Source organism: Rhizobacter sp. OV335 (assembly GCF_900142965.1).
GTDB lineage: Bacteria > Pseudomonadota > Gammaproteobacteria > Burkholderiales > Burkholderiaceae_C > Rhizobacter.
This window is the reverse complement of record NZ_FRCQ01000025.1, coordinates 35,766-58,887: the sequence shown is the minus strand read 5'-3', so window position 1 is coordinate 58,887 and position 23,122 is coordinate 35,766. Positions and strand designations below refer to the sequence as shown.

Genomic DNA, 23,122 nt, shown 5'->3' with positions numbered 1-23,122 from the left:
TCTTCTCTTGCAGCACCATGTCCGAACAGTTCTGGCTCATGAAGAGCGAGCCCGACGAGTGTTCGATCGATGACCTGGCCGCTGCCCCGAAGCAGCGCGTGCCCTGGGTCGGCGTGCGCAACTACCAGGCCCGCAACTTCATGCGCGACCAGATGCGCATCGGCGACGGCGTGCTGTTCTATCACTCGTCCTGCCCCGAGCCCGGCATTGCCGGGCTGGCGCGCGTGGCAGGCGAGCCTTACCTCGACGCGACGCAGTTCGATCCGAAGAGCAAGTACTTCGACGCAAAGGCGACGGCCGAGAAGCCGCGCTGGTGGCATGTCGACGTCGCGCTCGAGCGCAAGACGCGGCTGTTGCCGCTGCGCGAGATGCGCGAATCGCCGGCGCTCGCGTCGATGGTGGTGCTGAAGCCCGGCAACCGGCTGTCGATCACGCCGGTTGCGCCGCAGGAGTGGGCCTCGGTGCTCGCCTTGCTGGATCGGAAGCCCTGATGGGCTTCGATCTCGGCTGGCAACTCATCCTCGAACTGCTGATCCTGGGTTCATTCACCGGCTTCCTGGCCGGGCTGCTGGGTGTCGGCGGCGGCGCGATGCTGGTGCCGTTCATGACGCTGCTGCTGACGCTGAAGGGCTTCCCAGAGGCCTACATCGTGAAGATGGCGGTCGCGACCTCGCTGGCGACGATCTGCTTCACGTCGATCTCGTCGGTGCGCGCCCACCACCAGCGCGGCGGCGTGCGCTGGGACATCGTCAAGCTGCTCGCGCCCGGCATCGTGCTGGGCTCGCTGCTCGGTGCGCAGATCGCGAAGGCGCTGCCGGCCAACTGGCTGGCGCTGCTGTTCGCGCTGTTCATCGGCTTCTCGGCGACGCAGATGTTCCTCGACAAGAAGCCCAAGCCGACGCGCCAGTTGCCGCAGGGCGCCGGCATGTTCGGCGCGGGCGGCGTGATCGGCATGCTGTCGGCGCTGGTCGGTGCCGGCGGGGCGTTCGTGTCGGTGCCGTTCATGACCTGGTGCAACGTGCCGATCCGCACCGCGGTCGCGACCTCGGCGGCGCTGGGATTCCCGATCGCGCTGGCCGGCACCCTCGGCTATGTCTATGCGGGCTGGTCGCTGCACGACATGCCGCCGGGCACGCTGGGCTTCATCTACCTGCCGGCGCTGCTGGTGATCGCGGTCGCCAGCGTGATGACGGCGCCGCTCGGGGCACGCACCGCGCACCGGATCGACACCGCGAAGCTGAAGCGGGTGTTCGCGCTGCTGCTGTACAGCCTCGCGAGCTACATGCTCTACAAAGGCATCAAGGGGCTGGCCGGCTAGTTCGTCTCGAAGCGGATGCTCGCGAGCGTCACGTGGTTGCCGCCGCGGCGGCGCGCCTCGGCCAGCGCCGCATCGGCAGCGTTCAGCAATTCTTCCTGCGTGTGCGCCGTGTGCGGGAAGCTCGCGACGCCCATCGACACCGTGAACCCGAGGTCGCGCCCGTTCAGCATCACGATCTGGGTCGCGCACTGGCGGCGCAACCCCTCCATCCGCGCATGGGCGGTGGCCAGGCCGACGCCCGACAGCAGCACCGCGAACAGGTCTTCCTCGAGCCGGCACGACGCATCCATCGCCCGGGTGTTGCTGCGCAGCAGCCGGCCCAGCGCCTCGAGCACGCGCTGGCGTGCCTCGGGGCCCAGGGCCTTGACCTCGTCGGCCAGCGGATCGAGCGCCACCGACACCAGCGCGAACTCGCGGTGCTCGCGCGACGACAGGTCGACCTCGCGGCGCAGCTGGTCGTCGAAGTGCGCCCGCTGGTACAGCCCGGTCACCGTGTCGCGCAGGCCCTGGTCCTGCATCTCGCGGCGGAAAGCCTCACTCGCCTGCTGCTGCTGCTCCAGCTGCTGCAGCGCGAGCTGCAGCTGGGTCTCGTGCTGGCGCTGCAGGGTCTGGTCGAGCCACAGGCAGCACAGGTAGCGCGGCGCGCCGCCGTCCTGCGCCGCGAGCGCCTGGCGGGTCACGCTGAACTCGCGCCGCCCGCCCTTGCGCTCGATGCGGTGCTCGCTGACCTGCGGCAGCGTCTGCACCATCGCCGACTGGTCGGCGGTGCGCAGCGTGGCGGCCTGGGCCGGGTCGAGCCAGTCTTCGTCGGACAGGCCGTCGGTGGTGCGGCCGACCAGCGTGTCCATGCGGCCGTTGGCATAGACGTAGCGGCCGGAGGCGATTTCCTTGATGGCCAGCGGGGCGTCGAGCCGGTCGGCCAGCGTGAACACCAGCGCCCCGAGCGCCTGGGGCGCGAGCCCGAGCGATGCGGTGAGCGCGCGCGCGTTGTCCACGCGGGCGGGCACGGCCAGGGGCTTGGTTTCAGTCATGCGGTGGGGTCGGGTGTGCTGCTTTGAAGCGGCTGGGCGTCCTCTTCACCCCTTTCAGCCGCTTCCCATGTCTCTTCTGTTCATCATAGCGGCAGCAGCTTGCGCCGCCCCCCTCACTCGCGGGGTATCTGAGACTTTCAGCCCCTCATTTACAGACCTTCGGCCTGTCAGCCCATCAGCACCTGCATGCTGCGCTCGTATTGCCCGGTCAGCTGCTCGAACAGCGCCAGCAGCGTCTCACTGGCCTCGCCGAGCGCGCGACGCCCGGGCAGCGCGGCCGCCTGGCCGCCGGCACGTGTCAGCGCCAGCCAGGCGTCGCTGGCCGCGGCCAGCGATTCGCGGATGTCCGGCGCACTCAGCGGGATGTCGTCGAGGTAGCGCATCGCGTCGTCGAAGGCGCTGCCGGCCTCGTGGCCGAGCGCGCGCGCCCGCGCCGCCGCGTCGCCGTCCAGCAATTCGGCCAGCAGCACCTGCTTGGCCCAGCGCTGCGACAGCATGCGCTGGCGGCCGCAGACGTTCAGCACATGCAGCGTCGCGACCAGCCCGGCCGTCTCGAGGTTGCTGGTGAGCTGGTCGGCCTGAACCAGCACGCGCTCGGCGAGCACGTCGACGTCGGCCACCAGCGCCCGCACCGGCGGGTCGGCGAGCGCCGCCTTCAAGCGCTGCCACGGCACCTCGACGGCGGTCAGCAGGTCGCCGAAGGTGGCCTGCGACACCGCCTTGCGCAAGGCCACCATGTTGGCGTCGACGCGCGTGCGCGATTCGTCCAGCAGCCCGGCATGCGCGCCGCTGTCGACCCCCAGCGCGCTCAGCGCATACAGCTTGACGATGCGCTGCGACAGCATGCGCAGCTGGCCGGCGCGGTTCACCGCCTCGGCGTAGCGCGCCGCCTCGATCACCTGCTGCGACACCTGGCCGACGCGCTGGTTGCTGTGCATCGAGGCCGTGCGCAGCACGCGGAAGGCCTCGTCCTCGGACACCTGGCGCGCCCGCATCAGGATGCCCTTGGCGCGGTCGACCAGCTTGCGCTCCTCGAAGCGGTGCGTCACGTCGTCGAGCGCCGCCTGCCGCTTCTGCTCGTGCTCGAAGCGCGCCTGCGCGAGCTGCAGCACCGGCCGCAGCCGCGCCGGCGCGTAGCCGTTGACGACATAGGCGTGGATGCCGCTCGCGAGCGCACGCTCGATCTTCTGCGCGTCGGGGTCCTGCGTGAACAGCACCACCGGCCGCGGCGCGGTGGCCGCCAGCAGCGCGCAGGCGTCGAACACCGCCGCATCGCCCGGCGCATCGTGGCAGACCAGCACGTCCGGCCCGAGCCGGATCGCTTCCCGCACCAAGTTGCCGCAGGCCACCGCACCAAGCACGTGAATCCCGCTCGATTGCAGGTCGGCCTGCAAGGCAGGCAGGCCCTGGGACGGGCCGAGCAGGATCAGGGCAGAGGTCATTCGAAAAGGCGGTCCGTCAGAGGAGGATGCACTCGGTCGTGCAAGGACCGAACCATACCAGCGCGCCCTGCGGCGCCCCTTGGCATGGCGCTTGCAATGCATCGGTCGGGTGTGACGCTGCACCCGACCTTGCCACCGCACCGCGGGTGATGCTCACGACGAAGTGGGCATTCATGTGCCAACAGCTTCGGCGCTGCACATGTCAACCTCGTTCAAGAGCTTCCTGCGCGCGGGCCACGGCCCGACGTTGTTCGCGGCCTTCCTGTATTTCGCGTTCTCCTGCTGCATCTGGGTGCTGAACGGCGCGATGGCGCCCTTCATCAGCGAGACCTTCTCGCTGTCGCCGGCGCAGAAGGGGCTGATGCTGTCGGTGCCGATCATCGCCGGCGCGCTGATGCGCTTTCCGCTCGGCGTGCTGGCGCAGTACATCGGCCGCAAGCGTGCGACGCTGGTCGAGATGGGGCTGATCGCGGTCGCGATGCTGTTCGGCTTCTTCTGCGTGCACAGCTTCAACGAGCTGCTCGCGATGGGCGTGCTGCTGGGCATCGCCGGGGCGAGCTTCGGCGTCGCGCTGTCGCTCGGGGCCGGCTGGTTCCCGCCGCAGCACAAGGGCCTCGCGATGGGGCTGGTGGGCGCCGGCAACGTCGGCACCGCGGTGTCGGTGCTGGTGGCGCCGCCGCTCGCGCAGTGGCTGGGCTGGCAGGCGGTGTACGGCGTCGCGGCCGCGGCGATCGCGGTGCCGATGCTGGTGATGATCCTGCTCGCGAAGGAGCCGCCCGATGTCGACAGCCATGCGAGCCTGCGCGAGCACATCGCCTGCCTGTTCGAGGGCGACGGCTGGGCCTTCAGCCTGATCTACGCGGTGACCTTCGGCGGCTTCATCGGGCTCACGACCTTCCTGCCTTCCTATTACTACGACCAGTTCGGCGTCAGCAAGGTGCAGGCGGGGCAGCTGACGATGCTGGCGGCCTTCATGGGCGCGGCGTTGCGCGTGGTCGGCGGCTGGCTCTCCGACCGCTGGGGCGGCGTCAACACGCTGACGGTGGTACTGCTGGTGGTGGCCGTCTGCCTGGTGCTGACCGGCCTCGCGACCGGCTCGCTGGTGGTCACGACGCTGCTGCTGATGCTGTGCTTCGCCGCGCTCGGGGCCGGCAACGGCGCCCTGTTCCAGCTGGTGCCGCTGCGCTGGCCGATGGCCACCGCGGTGGCCGGTTCGATGATCGGCGAGATCGGCGCGCTGGGCGGCGGGCTGGTGCCGAACGCGATGGGGCTGTCGAAGCAGTACCTCGGCACCTATGCGTGGGGCTTCGTGCTGTTCGCCGCGCTTTCGCTGGTGATGCTGGCGGTGATGCGCGCGCTGCAGATCCGCTGGACGCGGACCTGGGCCGAGAAAGGCGGGCGCGCGAGGCCGGTGGTCGAGGCCGGCGACCTCGGGCTGCGCACGACGCGATTGCAGCCGCACGAGGCCGCCCGATGAACGAAGGATTTTCAGCGCGGCAGGAACAGCAGCCAGTAGATGAGCAGCAGGTTCAGCAGCACCGAGACGCCGAGCGCGATGCGCCCGAGCAGCCGCGGGTCGCGCTGCGCGAGCGGCGTGGCGGGCGGCGCGGCGAGTTGCCGCGAGGCGCCGCGCTGCAGCGCGAGCAGCAGTTCCTCGGCGGTCTCGAAGCGCTGCCGCGCATCGAGCGCGACCGCCTTCAGCACGACGTGATCGAGCCAGATCGGCACCTCCGGGCGCAGTCGCGACGGCGGCTTCGGGTCGCTGCGGAAGCGCCCGCGCTGGTAGGGCTGCACCTCGCCGTACGGCAGCCGGCCGGTCAGCCACTGGTACAGCGTGACGCCGAGCGCGAACAGGTCGCTGCGCGCAGTGGCCGCCTCGCCGGCGGCGTTGTCGTCGCTCGCCCACTGCTCCGGGTTCATGTAGCTGGGCGTGCCGGCATGCAGGCTGCGCAGCACGCGCGGCTCGCGGCCCGAGACGGCAACGCCGAGGTCGAGCAATCGCCACTGGCCGTCGTCGCCGCGGTGCAGGTTGGCGGGCTTCACGTCGCGGTGCACGACGCCCAGCCGGTGCAGGCGCGCCAGCGCGCCGGTGATCGCGACCGCCGCATCGACCGCATCGCTGACGCTGCCGCCCTCGCCCGCCGCCAGCAACTGCTCCAGCGTGCGGCCGGCATGCCAGTCGTAGGCGACGTAGAAGGCCGTCGGCTCGCGCAGTTCGCGCAATCGCACGAAGCCGTCCGCAGCACCGACGCGCGACGCCAGCCAGGCCTCGTGCGCCAGCATCGCGCGCTCCTGCGGGTCGTTGGCGCGCGACAGGTGCAGCGTCTTCAGCGCGACCAGCGGCGCGCCGGGTTCTTCGCTGCGCGCCTGGTACAGGCAGTGCACGCCGTTGTCGGCCACGCGCGCAGTGATCGTGAAGCCGTCGAGCCGATCGCCGACCTTCAATCTCGGCGGCACCGGCAGGTCGCGGCCGCGGCGCAGCGCGTCGTTCAACTGGCCTTCGTCGAGCCCGCGCACGCGCAGCACCAGCGCGGTCGCGTTGTCGCGCCCGCCGGCGGCCAGCGCGGCGCGCACCAGCGCCTCGGCCGCCTCGCGGGCCGAGCCATCGCGCGCCAGCGCGGCCAGGCGGCGCGGCGCGAGCAGGCCGTGCACGCCGTCGCTGGTCAGCACGAACAGGTCGCCGGTCTGCAGCTCGGCCTGCAGGTAGTCGACGCGCACGCCGTCGTCCAGCCCGATCGCGCGGGTCAGGCGCCCGCGCTGGTCCGGGTGGTCGAAGCCGTGGTCCTGCGTCAGCTGCACCAGCTCGTCGCCGCGCAGCAGGTGGGCGCGCGTGTCGCCGACGTGCGCCAGCGTGAAGCCGTGGCCGCGCAGCACCAGCGCGGTCAGCGTGGTCATGCCCATCGCGTCGTGCGCGCTGCGCTGGCGGCGCCGGTTGTGGTCGACCAGCCAGCGGTTCTGCGCGGCGATCACGCGGTCGAGGATGGCGGTGGTGTGCCAGGTGTCGGGCGCGGCGAAGTAATCCTGCACGACGCTCATCGCGGTGGTCTGCGCCGCCTCGAGGCCGAGCCCGCCGGACGACACGCCGTCGGCGATCGCCGCGATCAGGCCGCGCGCCGCGTCGTCGCCGTCGGGCACGAGGCAGGCGGCGAAGTCCTCGTTGCGCGGGCGCGGGCCCGCGAGGCTGAAGTGGCCGATCTCGACGTCGAAGCTCATGGGCCGCGAGCGTACCGCGTGTCCGGCTGGCACCCCCTTTGCTTTTATCGCTGCGCACGCAGCTGGAACTGGAGCTTCACATGAAGAAGATGAAACTCGTGATGGTCGGCAACGGCATGGCCGGCGTGCGCACGCTGGAAGAGCTGCTGAAGATCGCGCCCGACCTGTACGACATCAGCGTCTTCGGCGCCGAGCCGCACCCGAACTACAACCGCATCCTGCTGAGCCCGGTGCTGGCCGGCGAGCAGACGCTCGACGAGATCGTGCTGAACCCGCTGAGCTGGTACGAGGAGCACGGCATCACCTTGCACCTCGGCAAGAAGGTGGTCGACGTGGACCGCCTCAAGCGCGTCGTGCGCGCGGCCGACGGCACCGAGGAAAGCTACGACCGGCTGCTGGTGACGACCGGCTCGAACCCGTTCATCCTGCCGATCCCCGGCAAGGATCTTGAAGGCGTGATCGCCTACCGCGACATCGCCGACACCAACACGATGATCGACGCAGCCACCCGCTACAAGCATGCGGTGGTGATCGGCGGCGGGCTGCTGGGGCTGGAGGCCGCCAACGGCCTGATGCTGCGCGGCATGCAGGTCAGCGTGGTGCACGTGGCGCCGTGGCTGATGGAGCGCCAGCTGGACGACACCGCCGGCAAGCTGCTGCAGAAGTCGCTGGAGGCGCGCGGCCTGAAGTTCCTGATCGGCGCGAACACGCAGGCGCTGATCGGCGACCGCGACGCCGGCAAGGGCGGCCGCGTGATGGCGGTGCAGTTCAAGGACGGCACCGAGGTGCCGGCCGACCTGGTCGTGATGGCCGCCGGCATCCGCCCGAACACCGAGCTCGCCGAAAAGATCGGCCTTCATTGCAACCGCGGCATCGTCGTCACCGACACGATGCAGACGGTGACCGACCCGCGCATCTATTCGGTCGGCGAATGCGCGGCGCACCGCGGCATCGCATACGGGCTGGTGGCCCCGCTGTTCGAGCAGGGCAAGGTGTGCGCGACGCACCTGGCGGAGTTCGGCATCGGCCGCTACACCGGCTCGCAGACCTCGACCAAGCTGAAGGTGACCGGCATCGACCTGTTCTCGGCCGGCAACTTCATGGGCGGCGCCGATTGCGAGGAGATCGTGATGAGCGATCCGTTCGGTGGCGTCTACAAGAAGCTGGTGATCAAGGACGACAAGCTGGTCGGCGCCTGCATGTACGGCGACACGGTGGACGGCAGCTGGTACTTCAAGCTGCTCAGAGAGGGCCGCACCATCTCCGACATCCGCGACAAGCTGATGTTCGGCGAATCGAACATCGGCGACACCGGGCACGAGGGCCACAACAAGGCGGCCGCGATGGCCGACAGCGACGAAGTCTGCGGCTGCAACGGCGTCACCAAGGGCACCGTCTGCAAGGCCATCAAGGAGAAGGGCCTGTTCACGCTGGAGGAGGTGCGCAAGCACACGAAGGCGAGCGCGTCGTGCGGCTCGTGCACCGGGCTGGTCGAGCAGCTGCTGATGTTCACTGCCGGTGGCGACTACTCGGCGACGCCGAAGAAGAAGGCGATGTGCGGCTGCACCGAGCACAGCCACCAGGAGGTGCGCGACGCGATCCGCAACGAGAAGCTGCTGAGCATCGACGGCGTCTACAAGACCCTGGCGTGGCGCACGCCGAACGGCTGCTCGAGCTGCCGGCCGGCGGTCAACTACTACCTGATCAGCACCTGGCCGAAGCAGGCACAGGACGATCCGCAGTCGCGCTACATCAACGAGCGCAGCCACGCGAATATCCAGAAGGACGGCACCTACAGCGTGATCCCGCGCATGTGGGGCGGCGAGACGACGGCCGACGAGCTGCGGCGCATCGCGGACGCGGTGGACAAGTACAAGATCCCGACCGTCAAGGTGACCGGTGGGCAGCGCATCGACCTGCTGGGCGTGAAGAAGGAAGACCTCGTCAACGTGTGGAAGGACATCGGCATGCCGTCGGGCCATGCGTATGCGAAGGCGCTGCGCACGGTGAAGACCTGCGTCGGGTCGGAGTGGTGCCGTTTCGGCACGCAGGACAGCACGCAGATGGGCAAGGACCTGGAGCGTGCGCTGTGGCGGATGTATGCCCCGCACAAGGTGAAGCTGGCGGTGAGCGGCTGCCCGCGCAACTGTGCCGAATCGGGCATCAAGGACGTGGGGGTGATCGGCGTCGATTCGGGCTGGGAGATCTACGTGGGCGGCAACGGCGGCATCAAGACCGAGGTGGCGCAGTTCTTCGTGAAGCTGAAGACGGCCGAGGAGGTGCTGGAATACAGCGGCGCCTTCCTGCAGCTGTACCGCGAGGAAGCCTGGTACCTGGAGCGCACGGTGCATTGGATCGGCCGCGTGGGGCTCGACTACGCGAAGAAGAAGATCCTCGACGACGCCGAGGGCCGGCAGGCGCTGTGGGAGCGGCTCAAGTTCTCGCTCGATGGCGAGCCGGATCCGTGGTTCGATTTCGACAAGGCACGGGTCGACACGCGGCAGTTCACGCCGGTTGCCGCTGCACAAGGAGAAGCACGATGAGCCAGTGGCAAGCCATCTGCCGCGTCGACGACATCCCGGTGCTGGGTTCGCGCCGCGTGGCGCGCGATGCCGGCGTCGATGTCGCGATCTTCCGCAACGACCAGGACCAGGTGTTCGCGCTGCTCGACCGCTGCCCGCACAAGGGCGGCCCGCTGAGCCAGGGCATCGTGTTCGGCACCAGCGTCGCGTGCCCGCTGCACAACTGGACGATCGGGCTGGACGACGGGTGTGCTCGTGCGCCGGACGACGGCTGCACGCCTCGGTTTGCGGTGCAGGTCTCGAATGGCGTGGTGCATCTGGATGCGCTGGAGCTTGCTCAGCATGCGATCGATCTGGTACGGCCGGTGGCGGGGCCCAAGGTCATTCCGGTGGTTGCGGGCTGATGGCTCGACACACCGTTCGCCCTGAGCCTGTCGAAGGGCCCGATCGTCCTGAGCTTGTCGAAGGACCTGAACAGGGACTGAGCCTGTCGAAGGCCCGTCCGTCGAAGGGTTGTGCCCGAAGCGCGCAAGGCCTTCGACAAGCTCAGTCCGACCCTTCGACAGGCTCAGGGCGAACGGGGTTTCCTTGCAACTGCCGAGTCCTTTCGAGGACCTCTTGGGCTCAGGGCGAACGGTTCCGTGATGCGACGGGCAAGCAAGATGCGTGAAACCCGCTCCACCTGCCCGTATTGCGGCGTCGGCTGCGGCGTGATCATCGAGTCGCAAGGCGACCAGATCACCGGCGTTCGAGGAGACCCTGACCACCCGGCGAACTTCGGCCGCCTGTGCACCAAGGGCAGCACACTGCACCACACGGCGAGCGCCGCGATCACGATGCAGTCGAGGCTGCTGCAACCGATGCAGCGGCTCGAACGTGGAAAGGCAGCACGACCGATCACCTGGGACACCGCCCTCGACCTCGCCACCGAGCGCTTCGCCAGCACGATCGAGCGGCATGGGCCGGATGCCGTCGGGTTCTACCTGTCCGGCCAGCTGCTCACCGAGGACTACTACGTCTTCAACAAGCTCGCCAAGGGCCTCATCGGCACCAACAACGTCGACACCAACTCGCGGCTGTGCATGAGCAGCGCGGTCGCGGGCTACAAGCTCACGCTCGGGGCCGATGCACCGCCTGCCTGCTACGACGACCTGGGGCTCGCCAGCACGCTGTTCATTGCCGGTGCCAACACCGCCTGGGCGCATCCGATCCTGTTCCGGCGCATCGAGGACGCCAAGCGCGCCAACCCGGCGATGAAGATCATCGTCGCCGATCCGCGCCGCACTGAAACCGCCGAAGCCGCGGACCTGCACCTGCCCCTGCTGCCCGGGTCCGATGTCGCTCTCTTCAACGGCATGCTGCACCTGATGCTGTGGGAAGGGCTGGTCGACCAGGCCTACATCGCGGCGCACACCGAAGGCTTCGCCGTGCTGCGCGACCGCGTGCGCGAGTTCACGCCGAAAGACACCGCCCGCCTCTGCGGCATCGACGAGGCGGCGCTGGTGCAGGCGGCACGCTGGTTCGCCGATGCCAACGGCCGCACGCTGTCGCTGTACTGCCAGGGGCTCAACCAGAGCCGTGCCGGCACCCTCAAGAATGCCGCGCTGATCAACCTGCACCTCGCCACCGGGCAGATCGGCAAGCCGGGGGCGGGACCGTTCTCGCTGACCGGGCAGCCGAACGCGATGGGCGGCCGCGAAGTGGGAGGGCTCGCGAACCTGCTGAGCGGGCACCGCGACCTGGCGAACCCGGCCCACCGCGCGGAAGTCGCTTCTCTATGGGGCGTGCCCGATGTGCCGGCCGTGCCGGGCAAGACCGCGGTCGAGATGTTCCAGGCAGCAGCCGATGGCGAGATCCGCGCGCTGTGGATCACCTGCACCAACCCCGCGCAGTCGATGCCCGACCAGGCCACCGTGCGCCGCGCGCTCGAACGCGCCGAATTCGTCGTCGTGCAGGAGGCGTTCTCCACCACCGCCACCTGCGCCTACGCCGACCTGCTGCTGCCCGCCACCAGCTGGGGCGAGAAGGATGGCACCGTCACCAACAGCGAACGCTGCATCAGCCGCGTGCGCCCGGCCATCGCGGCGCCCGGCGAGACCCGCCACGACTGGGCTGCGGCCACCGATTTCGCGCGCCGGCTCGAGGCGCGGCTGCGGCCTTCGCTGCCATCCTTGTTTGCCTACGCCTCGCCGGAATCGGTCTGGAACGAGCATCGCGAGACCACGCGGGGGCGCGACCTCGACATCACCGGGCTCAGCTACGAGCGCCTCGAGACCGGGCCGGCACAGTGGCCCTTCCCGGCCGGCGCGTCGGTCGGCCTGGCCCGCCTGTACGAAGACGGGCGCTTTCCGACCGACTCCGGGCGCGCCCGCTTCGCCGACACGCCGTTCGAAGCGCTGGCCGAACCGCGCGACGCCCGCTTTCCGTTCTCGCTGACCACCGGCCGGCTGCGCGACCAGTGGCACGGCATGAGCCGCACCGGCACCATCGGCCGGCTGTTCGGCCATGTGCCGGAGCCGTCCATCGAGATGCACGCGCAGGATCTCGCGCGGCTGAAGCTTGCCGACGGCGACCTCGTCCACGTCAGCTCGCGGCGCGGCAGCATCGTGCTGCCGGTGCAGGCCAGCGACCAGGTGTCGCCCGCCCAGGCCTTCGTCGCGATGCACTGGGGCGACGAGTTCGTCGGCGGCCAGACCGGCAGCACGCCGATGCATGGCATCAACGCACTGACGACCTCGGCCTTCTGCCCGCGCTCGAAGCAGCCCGAGCTGAAGCACACCGCCGTCAAGGTGCTGAAGGCCGAGCTGCCGTGGCGGCTGCTCGGCGTCGCGTGGTTGCCCGACGACGAGGCGCTGCGCGTGCGCGAGGCGCTGAAGCCGCTGATGCATGGCTTCGCGTTCGCGAGCTGCGTGCCGTTCGGCCGCGAGCGCAGCGGCGTGCTGTTCCGCGCCGCGGCGTACGAGCCGGTGCCCGACGCCGTGCTCGACCGCATCGAAGCCCTGCTCGGCCTGGCCGCGCCCGAGGTGCTGCACTACGCCGACAAGCGCCGCGGCCAGCGCCGCGCGATGCGGCTCGCGCGCCAGGCCGGCGACGAAGCACGGCTCGAAGGCTTCATGCTCGCCGGCGACACCAGCGCCGAGGTCTGGATCAAGCCGCTGCTGCAGGACGAACTGCCGGCCCAGGCCTACGGCCGCCTGCTGCTGAGCCCCGGCGCGCGCGCGCCGGTCGCGGTGCCGGCCAGCGGCAAGCAGGTCTGCACCTGCTTCAACGTCACCGAGCCGGCCATCGTCGCCCAGCTCGAACGCTGCAGCGGGCCGGCCGACGAGCAACTCGCGCAGTTGCAGGGTGCGCTGAAATGCGGCACCAACTGCGGTTCGTGCATCCCCGCGTTGAAGCGCATGGTTCGGTCACAGCTCGCAGTCTCGACCGCTGCCTAGAATCGCCATCGAACAACAACGATGGAGACAGCATGACGATGATGACGCGCGCAGCCTTGCTGCTGGCCTGCGCCTGCAGCCTGCTCGCCGCCTGCGCCACTGCGCCCGCCTCGCTCGCCGACTACCCGCCGATGGCGGCCGGATCCGCCCCCGGCGCATCGCCCGAGGCCCTGGAGACCGCGCGCGCGATGGGCCGTGGCGTGAACCTCGGCAACATCTTCGACGCGCCCACCGAGGGCACCTGGGGCCTGCGCTACGACAGCGCGCTGGTCGACAAGATCGCCGAGGCCGGCTTCACCAACGCCCGGCTGCCGGTGCGCTGGAGCAACCATGCGTCGGTCGACGCCGAGGCGCGCATCGACCCGGCGTTCTTCAAGCGCGTCGACACGGCCGTCGATGCGCTGCTCGACAAGGGCCTCGTCGTCGTGCTGAACATGCACCACTACCGCCAGCTCGACGGCGATGCGCTCGATGGCGACGAGGCCCCGGTGGCCGCCGGCCTGCATGCGCTGCGCTTCCTGAACATGTGGAAACAGATCGCCCAGCACTACGGCACGCGGGGCCCCAAGCTGGTGTTCGAGCTGTACAACGAGCCGCACGGCGCGCAGACCTCCAGCTGGAACGACCTCGCCGCCCGCGCACTGCAGGTGGTTCGTCAGAGCAACCCGACCCGCATCGTCGTCATCGGACCGACCCAGTGGAACAGCGCCAATGCCTTGTCCAGCCTCGTGCTGCCGAACGACGCGAACCTGATCGTCACGGTGCACAACTACGAGCCCTTCCACTTCACGCACCAGGGCGCCGAATGGGCGAGCGGCGCGTCGGCCTGGCTGGGCACCTCGTGCTGCGACGCGACGCAGCTCGCGCAGATGCGCGGCCCGCTCGACACCGCACTCGCGTGGTCGCTGCGCCACCGCTATCCGATCTACCTCGGCGAATTCGGCGCCTACGGCAAGGCCGACATGGCGGCGCGCGCCACCTACACCCGCCGCCTGCGCGACGAGGCCGAGCGCCGCGGCTTCAGCTGGGCGTATTGGGAACTGGCCTCGGGCTTCGGTGTCTACGACCCCGCGGCACGCGCCTGGCGCGAGCCGCTGAAGAACGCCTTGCTGGGCCCCTGATCCCTCCTCTCTTAATACATGCCTCATCAAATCGTCGACGCGTTGGCCCGGTACTTGCGAAACCCGCTCAGGGAGAGCCCATGAGCATCACGAACTACATCAAGGAAATCGGTCGCGGCAAGGAAGGCGCCCGCTCGCTGTCACGCGAGCAGGCCCTCGACCTGATGAGCCAGGTCCTGGACGGCCAGGTCAGCGACCTCGAACTCGGCGCCTTCGCGATGGCGATGCGCATCAAGGGCGAATCGGTGGATGAACTCGCCGGTTTCCTGCAGGCCACCGCGGCCCGTTGCCTGCCGATCGCCTGCGATCGCACCCTGGTGGTGCTGCCTTCGTACAACGGCGCGCGCAAGCTGCCCAACCTGACACCGCTGCTCGCGCTGATGCTCGCGCAGGAAGGCGTGCCGGTGCTGGTGCACGGCATGCCCGAAGATCCTGGCCGCGTCACCACCGCCGACATCTTCCAGGTGCTCGGGCTGCCGCTCGCGCGCAATGCCGACGACGTGGCCCAGGCCTGGCGCCGCCGCGAGCCGGTCTTCATCCGCACCGACACGCTGTGCCCGCCGCTGGCCCGCCTGCTCGATGCGCGCTGGACCATCGGCCTGCGCAACTCCGGCCACACCGTCGCGAAGCTGCTCGACCCCTGCGCGCCCGGGCAGGCGCTGCGCGTCGTCAACTACACGCACCCGGAGTACGGCACGATGCTGACCGACTTCCTGCAGCGCACCACCGCGAACGCGCTGCTGATGCGCGGCACCGAAGGCGAGCCGGTGGCCGACCCGCGCCGGCTGCCGCGCATGGATGTGTTCATCGACGGCCAGCCGCGCACCGAGCTGTCGCTGTCGGCGCACGACGGCGTGCTGCGCGAACTGCCGGTGCTGCCACGCACCTGCGATGCGGCCACCACCGCGATGTACATCCAGTCGGTCATCAGCGGCGAGAAGCCGGCGCCCTCGCCGCTGACGCAGCAGGTGGCCTGCCTGCTCGACGGCCTCGCGGCACTGGAACGGGCGCACCCGAAGGAGAAGACGGCATGAACGAATCAATGCAGCCCGGCGGCGTGACGCCGGGGAATGTGACCCTGGTCGGCGCCGGCCCCGGCGACCCGGAGCTGCTGACGCTGAAGGCAATCCGCGCGATCCGCGCCGCCAGCGTGCTGCTGGTCGACGACCTCGTCAGCGACGGCGTGCTGCGCTATGCACGGCGCAGCGCGCGCATCGTCCACGTCGGCAAGCGCGGCGGCTGCGCGAGCACGCCACAGGCCTTCATCGAAAAGCTGATGGCCGCCGAGGCGCTGAAAGGCGAACGCGTGGTGCGGCTGAAGGGCGGCGACCCGTTCGTGTTCGGCCGCGGCGGCGAAGAGATGCAGCACCTGCGCGCGCAGGGCATCGCGGTGTCGGTGGTCAACGGCATCACGTCGGGGCTGGCCGCCGCGACCTCGCTCGACGTGCCGCTGACGCACCGCGACCATGCGCACGGCGTCATCCTGGTGACCGGCCATGCGAAGGAATCGGGCGCCTCGCCCGACTGGCCGACGCTGGCCGCCGCGGCCGCGCAGGGGCTGACCCTGGTGATCTACATGGGCGTGGCGCAAGCGGCCTCGCTGCAAGCGGGCCTGCTGCAGGCGCTGCCGGCGCAGACACCGATCGCCGTCGTGCAGCACGCGAGCCAGCCGCAGCAGCGGCATGCCACGAGCACGCTCGGCGACCTGGCCGGCCTGATCGAGCGCGAGCAGCTCGGCAGCCCGGCGATCATCCTCGTCGGCGAGGTGCTGCGCGGGCTGCAGGCCCGTGATGCCCTGCCGGAATCCCTCCAAATGGGGGTCTCCCGCGTCGCCTGAAGTGTGAGGCATCGCCGCATAATCGCCGGCCACGCAAGACCGCTGGCGGAGTGAGGACCTGATGCTCAAGATCGACAAGCTGAACCGCCTGACGGCTTCACACGGCCCGCTGGAACGCGGCCACGGCATGGTGACAGGCGTGATCGCGCTGGGGCTGTCCATCCTGTGCTTCCTGGGCGTGATCGCCTTTCACTTCCCCGAGTACCTGACGACGCCAGAGCTGCGCCCGAACTACAACGTCGGCGTGATACGGCAGGTGCTGCTGGTGGCGCTGGTGATCGCCGGCTCACTGTCGCTGTTCAACATCATCCGCGGCCAGGCACGCTGGCTGGCATTCGCGTCGTTCGTGCTGGTGGCCGCATCGCTGGCCTGGGGCGGCCACAAGGTGCCGGTGAAGAGCGACTTCCCCGACCACACGCCCTACCTCGGCCTCGACTGGTTCATCCTCGACCTGCTCGGCTCGACGCTGATCTTCGTGTTCATCGAGAAGCTGTTCGCGCTGCGCCGCGAGCAGCCGGTGTTCCGCGCCGAATGGCAGACCGATTTCCACCACTTCATCGTGAACCACATGGTGGTGGGTTTCGTCCTGCTGGCAACCAACCTGGTGGTGCACCGGCTGTTCGGCTGGGCCGCGCACGACGGCATCCGCGGCTGGGTTGCCGGGCTGAACTTCTGGGTCGCGCTGTTCCTGATCGTGCTGGTGGCCGACCTGGTGCAGTACTGGACGCACCGCGGCTACCACGAGGTGCCGGTGCTGTGGCGCCTGCATGCGGTGCACCACAGCGTGAAAAGCATGGACTGGCTGGCCGGCTCGCGCCAGCACATCCTCGAGCTGCTGATCACCCGCACGCTGGTGCTGGCGCCGATCTACGTGCTGGGCTTCAGCAAGGAAGTGATCGACGCGTACATCGTCGTGGTCGGCTTCCAGGCGGTGTTCAACCATGCCAACGTCAGCGTGCGGCTCGGCCCGCTGCGCTACGTGATCGTGACGCCGAACTTCCACCACTGGCATCACTCGCAGGACGACGAGGCGATCGACAAGAACTACGCGGCGCACTTCGCGTTCATCGATTACCTGTTCGGCACCGCGGTGAAGGCGGACCGCAAGTGGCCGGATCAGTACGGGGTGGTGGGGGACTACGTGCCCAATGGCTTCTTCAAGCAGCTGAAGTTTCCGTTCGTCTGGAAGGGTTGAGGAGCGCTCCGGCACCAACCCTTCGACACGGGCCCTCGACAAGCTCGGTCCCTGCTCAGGGCGAACGGTTTTTTCCCGTTCGCCCTGAGCTTGTCGAAGGGTCGGGCTGAGCCTGTCGAAGCCCTGTCCGCATCACGCCGCCGCTGGCCTCAGCGCCCGCGGCGCAGCCACCGCCAATATCCCCGCGAACAGCGACACCGTCGCGAGCCCGAGCGTCAGCGATGCGTGCTCCGCGATGATCCCGATCAACGGCGGGCCGGCCATCATCCCGAGGTAACCCACCGACGCGACCACCGCGATGCCATGCGCCGGGTTCGCGTCCACCTTGGCAGCCGCGCTGAACAGCACCGGCACCACGTTCGCAAAGCCGAGCCCGACCAGCGCGAAGCCCACCAGCGCCACCATCGGGTGCCCGATCAGCAGCACCGCCGCCATCGACACCGCGGCCAACGCCGCGCTGCCGCTCATCAGCACGGCCGGCGACACCCGCTCGCGGATCCAGTCGCCACCAAAGCGCGCCGCCGCCATCGCGGCACTGAAGCTCGCATACGCCAGCGCCGCGAAGCTCGCCTCGCTGGCCAGCTCCTGCTTCATGTACAGCACGCTCCAGTCGTACATCGCCCCCTCGGCGATCAGCCCCAGCGCGCCCAGCACGCCCAGCAGCGCCAGCAGCCCGCGCGGCAGCTCGAAGCCGCCCTTGTCGTCGGAGCCCGCGATCGTGCGCAGCATCACCGCCCCGGCCCCGCCGATCGCCGCCGCGCCCAGCACCGCCATCGCCACCAGGTGCGTCGCGCCGCCGACCTCGTGCGACAGCAGCAGGCTGCCCAGCCCCGCGCCGACCATGCCGCCCAGGCTGAACATGCCGTGGAAGCCGCTCATCAGGCTCCGCCCGGCGCGCTGCTCCAGCTCGCCGGCGGCCGCGTTGATCGACACGTCGAACAGGCTGGTGCCGACACCGAACACCACCATCACCGCCAACAACCCCGCATACGCATGCGACGACAGCAGCAGCGCCAGGCACAGCGCGGTCGCACCGCCCGACAGCAGCGCCGCACGCCGGGCGCCCAGCCTGCCCACCCAGCGGCCGGCCTGCGTCAGCGTGGCGACCGCGCCGACGCCGGCGGCCAGCATCGCGATCGCCAGCGCCTGCTCGCCGAGCGCGTAGTGCAGCTTGATGGTCGGCACGTGCACGCCGAAGCTCGCGAACAGCACGCCTGCCACGAAGAACTGCAGGCGCACGGCCCAGGTGGCCCGGGCCACGGTGGTCGAATCAGGATTCATCTTGGATGGGTGTGCAAAAGGGCAAACGGTTGCGGGCACGAAGAGCGGCCGATTCTAGGAAGCCGCGGCACCCTCACCTGTCACAGATTGCGCTGCCCGGATAATCCCGCGATGCATTCGTACGACGTGGTGGTGATCGGCGCAGGCGCGGCCGGCTTGTTCTGCGCAGGGATCGCCGGCCAGCGCGGCGCCCGCGTGCTGCTGGTCGACCACGCGGCCAAGGTGGCCGAGAAGATCCGCATCTCGGGCGGCGGGCGCTGCAATTTCACGAACCGCGACGCCGGCCCGGCCAACTTCCTCTCGGAGAACCCGAACTTCTGCCGCTCGGCGCTGGCCCGCTACACGCCGCAGGACTTCATCGGGCTGGTGCAGCGCCACCGCATCGCGTGGCACGAGAAGCACAAGGGCCAGCTGTTCTGCGACGACTCGGCGGAAGACATCATCGCGATGCTGCTGCGCGAATGCGAGCAGGGCCAGGTCACGCGCTGGCAGCCCTGCGCGGTCGACGCGGTGCGCGGCGATGCCGGGCGTTTCGAGCTCGACACCACGAACGGCACGGTGCGTTGCCGGCGCGTCGTGATCGCCACCGGCGGGCTGTCGATCCCGAAGATCGGCGCCACCGATTTCGGCTACCGCATCGCGAAACAGTTCGGCCACAAGCTGATCGACACCCGGCCGGCCCTGGTGCCGCTGACCTTCGCGGCCGCCGACTGGGCGCCGTTCGTCGAGCTGGCGGGGCTGTCGCTGCCGGTGGCGATCAGCACCGGCGCCGGCAAGGCACGGGCGCGCTTCGTCGAAGACCTGCTGTTCACCCACCGCGGGCTCAGCGGCCCGGGCGTGCTGCAGATCTCGAGCTTCTGGAAGCACGGCACGCCGCTGCAACTCGACCTGGCGCCCGACCGCGAACTGGCCGCGGAATTCCTGCACGCCAAGGCCAGCTCGCGCAAGCAACTGGGCAACGAGCTGGCAACGCTGCTGCCGGCCCGGCTCGCCGCCGCGTGGCTGCAGGCCCGACCGGACCTGTCGGATCGCCCGGTGGCCGACCTGAAAGACCGCGACCTGCAGCAGCTCGCCGCCGGCCTGCAGGGCTGGCAGCTGACGCCCGACGGCACCGAGGGCTACCGCAAGGCCGAGGTCACGGCCGGCGGCGTCGACACCCGGGAGCTGAGTTCGCAAACCCTGGAAAGCCGCCGCATGCCCGGCCTGCACTTCATCGGCGAGGTGGTCGACGTGACCGGCTGGCTCGGCGGCTACAACTTCCAGTGGGCCTGGGCCAGCGCCGCAGCCTGCGCCACGGCCCTCACCGACAGCCGCGACAGCCTGCAGCCCGTTGAAAGCGGTCACTGACACCCCGCTTGCATGACCAGGAACTATGGCTATAATCGCGGTCTTTGCTGGCAAACCCGCGCCGCGATTTCACTACAAATCTTCGTCCATGCCCCAGGCTGGATTCCGGAACCTCCTTCCTGAGAGCCCGGGCGAACGACAGTGAGACACCGAGCGCAAAAACTTCTGGATCTATGACTTCGATTCGCGTCAAAGAAAACGAGCCGTTCGACGTGGCTCTGCGCCGCTTCAAGCGCACCATTGAAAAGCTGGGCCTGCTGACCGACCTGCGCGCCCGCGAGTTCTACGAAAAGCCGACCGCCGAGCGCAAGCGCAAGAAGGCTGCGGCCGTCAAGCGCCACTTCAAGCGCATTCGCAGCATGCAGCTGCCCAAGCGCCTGTACTGATTCTTCGGCGCTGCCGGCCTGAACACCGGGCGCCCCAGATCCCCAAAGCCCGCAGCACGCGGGCTTTGTCGTTTTTGCCCCCTGCGAGCCACCCTCTTCTTCACGAGATCCTGCGATGAGCCTCAAAGACCAGATCACCGAAGACATGAAGACCGCGATGCGGGCCAAAGACGCCGCCCGCCTGCTGACGATCCGCGGCCTGCTCGCGGCGCTGAAGCAGAAAGAGGTCGATGAGCGCATCGTGCTCGACGACGCCGCGGTCATCGCCATCGTCGACAAGCTGATCAAGCAGCGCAAGGATTCGATCACGCAGTTCGCCGCCGCGAACCGCACCGACCTGGTCGACAAGGAAACCGCCGAGCTGGCCGTGCTCGAAGGCTACCTGCCGCAGCGCCTGTCGGCCGACGAGGTTGCCGCCGAGGTCGGCAAGATCGTCGCCGAGCTGGGCGCCACCGGCCCCGGCGACATGGGCAAGGTGATGGGCGCGGTGAAGACCCGCCTGGCCGGCAAGGCCGACATGGGCCTGGTGTCCGCCGCGGTCAAGCAGGCCTTGAGCAAATAGGTCGCTGACCATGAGCGATCCCGTCGTCCAGCAGCTCAGCGCCGAGGTCTGCGTCGCGCCCCAGCTCGAACCGGCCGCGATGGCCTGGGCCGCGCAGCAGGGCTTCAGGAGCGTGATCAACAACCGCCCCGATTTCGAAGGCGGTCCCGATCAGCCCACCAGCGCGGTGATCGAAGCCGCGGCGCGCGCCGCCGGCCTGCAGTACGCGCACCTGCCGGTCGCACCGGCCGTGCAGACGCCCGAGCAGATCGCCGAGTTCGCGTCGCTGCTGGCCGCGCTGCCCAAGCCGATCCTCGCGTTCTGCCGCACCGGCACGCGCTCCGGCAAGCTCTTCCGGGCCGCGACAGGCACCGCCTGATCCCGAGGCACGGCGGCCGTCCATGCGCCTGAAGCTGAAGGTCTTCCTGTTCGCGGTGATCCCGCTGATCGCGTCGCTGCTGCTGATCGCGGTCGCGGTGCGCCAGAAAGAGAACGACCTTGCCGCCCGCGAGCGCGCCGTCGTCGAGGCCGCGACGATGGCTTCCAAGCAGAACGAGCTGCGCCACTATGTCGACCTCGCGCAGAGCACGATCGCGCCGCTCTACGCCTCTGGCCGTGACGACGACGCGACCAAGGAGCAGGCGATCCGCCGCCTCGCGTCGCTCGACTACGGCAGCGACGGCTACTTCTTCCTCTACGACCTGGCCGGCAAGAACCTGATGCACCCGCGCCAGCCCGAGCTGGTCGGCCAGGACATGTGGGACATGCGCGACGCCAACGGCGAGCCGGTGATCCAGCGGCTGATCGCGCAGGCGCGCGAAGGCGGCGGCTTCGTCGAGTACCTGTGGCGCAAGCCCTCCACCGGGCAGATCACGCCCAAGCTCGGCTACGTGGTCGCGCTGCCGCGCTGGAACTGGATGTTCGGCACCGGGCTGTACCTCGACGACGTGCAGGCCACGATGAAGCAGCTCGACCAGCAGGTCACCGCCAACATCGCCGACACGATGTGGTGGATCGCCGGCATCGCGCTGCTGGGCACCGTGCTGATCGGAGGCTGCGGGCTGGCGCTCAACGTCAGCGAGCAGCGCATCGCCGATGCCAAGCTGCGGCTGCTGGCGCGCCAGGTCGTGCAGTCGCAGGAAGACGAGCGCGCCTACCTGTCGCGCGAGCTGCACGACAGCACCAGCCAGACGCTGGTGTCGATCAAGCTGCTGATGGAGTCGTCGGTCGCGCAGCTCGGGCCCGAGGCGCCGGCCACGCTGACCAAGGCGCTGGTGCGGCTGAACGGCGCGCTCGGCGAGGTGCGCGAGATCTCGCACCGGCTGCGCCCGGCCGAGCTCGACGTGCTGGGCCTGCCGGCCGCCCTCGCCCACCTCGGCGAGGAGTTCGGCGAACAGCGCCGCCTGCCGCTGCAGGTGCGGGTGCGCGGCGAGCCGCCCGAGGGCCTGCCGAACGAGATCAACACCGTGCTGTTCCGCGTGACGCAGGAAGCGCTGAACAACATCGACAAGCACGCGGCCGCGTCGCGCATCGCGCTGCGGCTGGCCTTCGGCGCCGGCGGCGTGCGGCTGCGGGTGATCGACGACGGCCGCGGATTCGACGTGGGCGCGATGCAGCAGCACCCGCGCCGCGGCATCGGGCTGCGCAACATGCGCGAGCGGCTCGCGTCGATCGGCGGCAACCTGAGGGTGTCGTCGCGCGCCGGCCGCACCGAGGTCGTCGCCGACGTGCCCGCCTCGGCCCTGCGCCGCTTCGCTGCCACGTCCCCATGACCCACCACGCCAGCGCCACCGTGACCCGCCTGCTGATCGTCGACGACCACCCGCTGGTGCGCGAAGGGCTGAAGGCCCGGCTGTGCACCGTGGCCGGCATCGACGTGGTCGGCGAGGCCGGCGATGCGGCCGAGGCCTTCGCGCAGCTTGCCGCGCACGAGGTCGACCTGGTGCTGATGGACATCGGCATGAAGGACGTCAACGGCATCGAGCTGACGCGCCGCCTGCTGGCCGAGCGGCCCGCACTGCGCGTGCTGGTGCTCAGCATGTACGACAACCCCGAGTACGTGAATCGCGCGATGCAGGCCGGCGCGCGCGGCTACGTGCTGAAGGACGCGCCGTCGACCGACATCATCGACGCGATCGCCGCGGTGCAGGCCGGCGAGACCTTCCTCAGCGCGGCGATCTCGGGCCGGTTGATGCGCGCGCAGACGCCGCGGCCGGTGATGTCGCTGCGCGAGAGCGAGATCCTCGCGTGCCTGGCCAAGGGCCGCTCGAGCAAGCAGATCGCGCAGGACCTGAACCTGAGCGTGCGCACCGTCGAATCGCACCGCCAGAACATCAAGCGCAAGCTGAACCTGGAGGGCCAGGCCGAGCTGATCAAGTACGCGGTCGAGCACTGCCGCGATTTCGGCGAAGCGCCTTCCGCCACGTAGTTTCACTTAGCTGTTTGACCCGT

20 protein-coding genes are annotated in these 23,122 nt (G+C 69.6%); 16 read left to right on the top strand and 4 right to left on the bottom strand.

Annotation, left to right across the window (positions count from 1 at the left end):
• Positions 1 to 38: 38 nt before the first annotated feature.
• Positions 39 to 491: an EVE domain-containing protein gene (locus BUE42_RS23025; protein ID WP_304442394.1), complete on the top strand. Its 453-nt coding sequence runs from the start codon at positions 39 to 41 to the stop codon at positions 489 to 491.
• Complete coding sequence (locus BUE42_RS23020; protein WP_073467634.1) at positions 491 to 1,318, top strand: sulfite exporter TauE/SafE family protein; 828 nt, start codon at positions 491 to 493, stop codon at positions 1,316 to 1,318. Before BUE42_RS23025 ends, BUE42_RS23020 begins: the two co-directional genes overlap by 1 nt.
• On the opposite strand, the gene BUE42_RS23015 is transcribed toward BUE42_RS23020, so the two are convergent.
• Both BUE42_RS23015 and BUE42_RS23010 read right to left on the bottom strand, forming a co-directional pair.
• A complete protein-coding gene (locus tag BUE42_RS23015; RefSeq protein WP_073467633.1) occupies positions 1,315 to 2,349 on the bottom strand; it encodes a sensor domain-containing diguanylate cyclase in 1,035 nt (344 codons plus the stop codon). The two genes, BUE42_RS23020 and BUE42_RS23015, sit on opposite strands and share 4 nt — an antisense overlap.
• Positions 2,350 to 2,516: 167 nt before the next feature.
• Positions 2,517 to 3,791 (bottom strand): ANTAR domain-containing protein, encoded by a 1,275-nt coding sequence (locus tag BUE42_RS23010; protein WP_073467632.1) that lies wholly within the window; start codon positions 3,789 to 3,791, stop codon positions 2,517 to 2,519.
• A gap of 199 nt (positions 3,792 to 3,990) precedes the next feature.
• Here BUE42_RS23010 and BUE42_RS23005 point away from each other — a divergent pair, with 199 nt between their 5' ends.
• Entirely contained in the window at positions 3,991 to 5,268 is a 1,278-nt protein-coding gene (locus BUE42_RS23005; RefSeq protein ID WP_083614443.1) for an MFS transporter, read from the top strand.
• Between the two features lie 11 nt (positions 5,269 to 5,279).
• Here BUE42_RS23005 and BUE42_RS23000 read toward each other — a convergent pair whose 3' ends face one another.
• Entirely contained in the window at positions 5,280 to 7,004 is a 1,725-nt protein-coding gene (locus tag BUE42_RS23000; protein ID WP_073467631.1) for a bifunctional protein-serine/threonine kinase/phosphatase, read from the bottom strand.
• An 80-nt stretch (positions 7,005 to 7,084) separates the two neighbouring features.
• Here BUE42_RS23000 and nirB point away from each other — a divergent pair, with 80 nt between their 5' ends.
• The 7 genes from nirB to BUE42_RS22965 all read left to right on the top strand — a co-directional run bounded on the left by nirB (position 7,085) and on the right by BUE42_RS22965 (position 17,116).
• On the top strand, positions 7,085 to 9,547 hold the full coding sequence (gene nirB / locus BUE42_RS22995; protein WP_073467630.1) for a nitrite reductase large subunit NirB: 2,463 nt from the start codon (positions 7,085 to 7,087) through the stop codon (positions 9,545 to 9,547).
• Positions 9,544 to 9,930, top strand: coding sequence for a nitrite reductase small subunit NirD (gene nirD, locus BUE42_RS22990; protein WP_073467629.1), 387 nt, complete (start codon positions 9,544 to 9,546; stop codon positions 9,928 to 9,930). Before nirB ends, nirD begins: the two co-directional genes overlap by 4 nt.
• A gap of 258 nt (positions 9,931 to 10,188) precedes the next feature.
• The gene (locus BUE42_RS22985) at positions 10,189 to 12,963 is read left to right on the top strand and encodes a nitrate reductase (RefSeq protein ID WP_073467692.1); all 2,775 of its coding nucleotides are present in this window, start codon (positions 10,189 to 10,191) and stop codon (positions 12,961 to 12,963) included.
• Positions 12,964 to 12,995: 32 nt separating this feature from the next.
• Positions 12,996 to 14,084, top strand: coding sequence for a glycoside hydrolase family 5 protein (locus tag BUE42_RS22980; RefSeq protein ID WP_200799015.1), 1,089 nt, complete (start codon positions 12,996 to 12,998; stop codon positions 14,082 to 14,084).
• An 80-nt stretch (positions 14,085 to 14,164) separates the two neighbouring features.
• Complete coding sequence (gene ybiB / locus BUE42_RS22975) at positions 14,165 to 15,118, top strand: DNA-binding protein YbiB (protein WP_073467628.1); 954 nt, start codon at positions 14,165 to 14,167, stop codon at positions 15,116 to 15,118.
• Positions 15,115 to 15,921, top strand: coding sequence for a uroporphyrinogen-III C-methyltransferase (gene cobA / locus BUE42_RS22970; protein ID WP_143171703.1), 807 nt, complete (start codon positions 15,115 to 15,117; stop codon positions 15,919 to 15,921). Before ybiB ends, cobA begins: the two co-directional genes overlap by 4 nt.
• 61 nt (positions 15,922 to 15,982) lie before the next feature.
• Positions 15,983 to 17,116, top strand: coding sequence for a sterol desaturase family protein (locus BUE42_RS22965; protein ID WP_073467626.1), 1,134 nt, complete (start codon positions 15,983 to 15,985; stop codon positions 17,114 to 17,116).
• A 132-nt stretch (positions 17,117 to 17,248) separates the two neighbouring features.
• Here BUE42_RS22965 and BUE42_RS22960 read toward each other — a convergent pair whose 3' ends face one another.
• Positions 17,249 to 18,397, bottom strand: coding sequence for an MFS transporter (locus BUE42_RS22960; protein WP_073467625.1), 1,149 nt, complete (start codon positions 18,395 to 18,397; stop codon positions 17,249 to 17,251).
• 111 nt (positions 18,398 to 18,508) lie between these two features.
• On the opposite strand from BUE42_RS22960, the gene BUE42_RS22955 reads away from it, so the two are divergent.
• The 6 genes from BUE42_RS22955 to BUE42_RS22930 all read left to right on the top strand — a co-directional run bounded on the left by BUE42_RS22955 (position 18,509) and on the right by BUE42_RS22930 (position 23,099).
• Positions 18,509 to 19,744 (top strand): BaiN/RdsA family NAD(P)/FAD-dependent oxidoreductase, encoded by a 1,236-nt coding sequence (locus BUE42_RS22955; RefSeq protein WP_073467624.1) that lies wholly within the window; start codon positions 18,509 to 18,511, stop codon positions 19,742 to 19,744.
• Positions 19,745 to 19,917: 173 nt separating this feature from the next.
• Positions 19,918 to 20,130: a 30S ribosomal protein S21 gene (gene rpsU / locus BUE42_RS22950; protein WP_047503026.1), complete on the top strand. Its 213-nt coding sequence runs from the start codon at positions 19,918 to 19,920 to the stop codon at positions 20,128 to 20,130.
• Positions 20,131 to 20,245: 115 nt separating this feature from the next.
• Positions 20,246 to 20,692, top strand: coding sequence for a GatB/YqeY domain-containing protein (locus BUE42_RS22945; protein ID WP_073467623.1), 447 nt, complete (start codon positions 20,246 to 20,248; stop codon positions 20,690 to 20,692).
• Positions 20,693 to 20,702: 10 nt separating this feature from the next.
• The gene (locus BUE42_RS22940; protein ID WP_073467622.1) at positions 20,703 to 21,050 is read left to right on the top strand and encodes a protein tyrosine phosphatase family protein; all 348 of its coding nucleotides are present in this window, start codon (positions 20,703 to 20,705) and stop codon (positions 21,048 to 21,050) included.
• 22 nt (positions 21,051 to 21,072) lie between these two features.
• A complete protein-coding gene (locus BUE42_RS22935; protein ID WP_073467621.1) occupies positions 21,073 to 22,443 on the top strand; it encodes a cache domain-containing protein in 1,371 nt (456 codons plus the stop codon).
• Entirely contained in the window at positions 22,440 to 23,099 is a 660-nt protein-coding gene (locus BUE42_RS22930; protein ID WP_073467620.1) for a response regulator transcription factor, read from the top strand. Before BUE42_RS22935 ends, BUE42_RS22930 begins: the two co-directional genes overlap by 4 nt.
• The last annotated feature ends 23 nt before the right edge of the window (positions 23,100 to 23,122 follow it).

Coding starts and splice junctions, on each gene's coding strand:
- BUE42_RS23025 (WP_304442394.1), top strand. CDS start 39: ATGAAGAGCGAGCCCGACGAGTGTTCGATCGATGACCTGGCCGCTGCC.
- BUE42_RS23020 (WP_073467634.1), top strand. CDS start 491: ATGGGCTTCGATCTCGGCTGGCAACTCATCCTCGAACTGCTGATCCTG.
- BUE42_RS23015 (WP_073467633.1), bottom strand. CDS start 2,349: ATGACTGAAACCAAGCCCCTGGCCGTGCCCGCCCGCGTGGACAACGCG.
- BUE42_RS23010 (WP_073467632.1), bottom strand. CDS start 3,791: ATGACCTCTGCCCTGATCCTGCTCGGCCCGTCCCAGGGCCTGCCTGCC.
- BUE42_RS23005 (WP_083614443.1), top strand. CDS start 3,991: ATGTCAACCTCGTTCAAGAGCTTCCTGCGCGCGGGCCACGGCCCGACG.
- BUE42_RS23000 (WP_073467631.1), bottom strand. CDS start 7,004: ATGAGCTTCGACGTCGAGATCGGCCACTTCAGCCTCGCGGGCCCGCGC.
- nirB (WP_073467630.1), top strand. CDS start 7,085: ATGAAGAAGATGAAACTCGTGATGGTCGGCAACGGCATGGCCGGCGTG.
- nirD (WP_073467629.1), top strand. CDS start 9,544: ATGAGCCAGTGGCAAGCCATCTGCCGCGTCGACGACATCCCGGTGCTG.
- BUE42_RS22985 (WP_073467692.1), top strand. CDS start 10,189: ATGCGTGAAACCCGCTCCACCTGCCCGTATTGCGGCGTCGGCTGCGGC.
- BUE42_RS22980 (WP_200799015.1), top strand. CDS start 12,996: ATGACGATGATGACGCGCGCAGCCTTGCTGCTGGCCTGCGCCTGCAGC.
- ybiB (WP_073467628.1), top strand. CDS start 14,165: ATGAGCATCACGAACTACATCAAGGAAATCGGTCGCGGCAAGGAAGGC.
- cobA (WP_143171703.1), top strand. CDS start 15,115: ATGAACGAATCAATGCAGCCCGGCGGCGTGACGCCGGGGAATGTGACC.
- BUE42_RS22965 (WP_073467626.1), top strand. CDS start 15,983: ATGCTCAAGATCGACAAGCTGAACCGCCTGACGGCTTCACACGGCCCG.
- BUE42_RS22960 (WP_073467625.1), bottom strand. CDS start 18,397: ATGAATCCTGATTCGACCACCGTGGCCCGGGCCACCTGGGCCGTGCGC.
- BUE42_RS22955 (WP_073467624.1), top strand. CDS start 18,509: ATGCATTCGTACGACGTGGTGGTGATCGGCGCAGGCGCGGCCGGCTTG.
- rpsU (WP_047503026.1), top strand. CDS start 19,918: ATGACTTCGATTCGCGTCAAAGAAAACGAGCCGTTCGACGTGGCTCTG.
- BUE42_RS22945 (WP_073467623.1), top strand. CDS start 20,246: ATGAGCCTCAAAGACCAGATCACCGAAGACATGAAGACCGCGATGCGG.
- BUE42_RS22940 (WP_073467622.1), top strand. CDS start 20,703: ATGAGCGATCCCGTCGTCCAGCAGCTCAGCGCCGAGGTCTGCGTCGCG.
- BUE42_RS22935 (WP_073467621.1), top strand. CDS start 21,073: ATGCGCCTGAAGCTGAAGGTCTTCCTGTTCGCGGTGATCCCGCTGATC.
- BUE42_RS22930 (WP_073467620.1), top strand. CDS start 22,440: ATGACCCACCACGCCAGCGCCACCGTGACCCGCCTGCTGATCGTCGAC.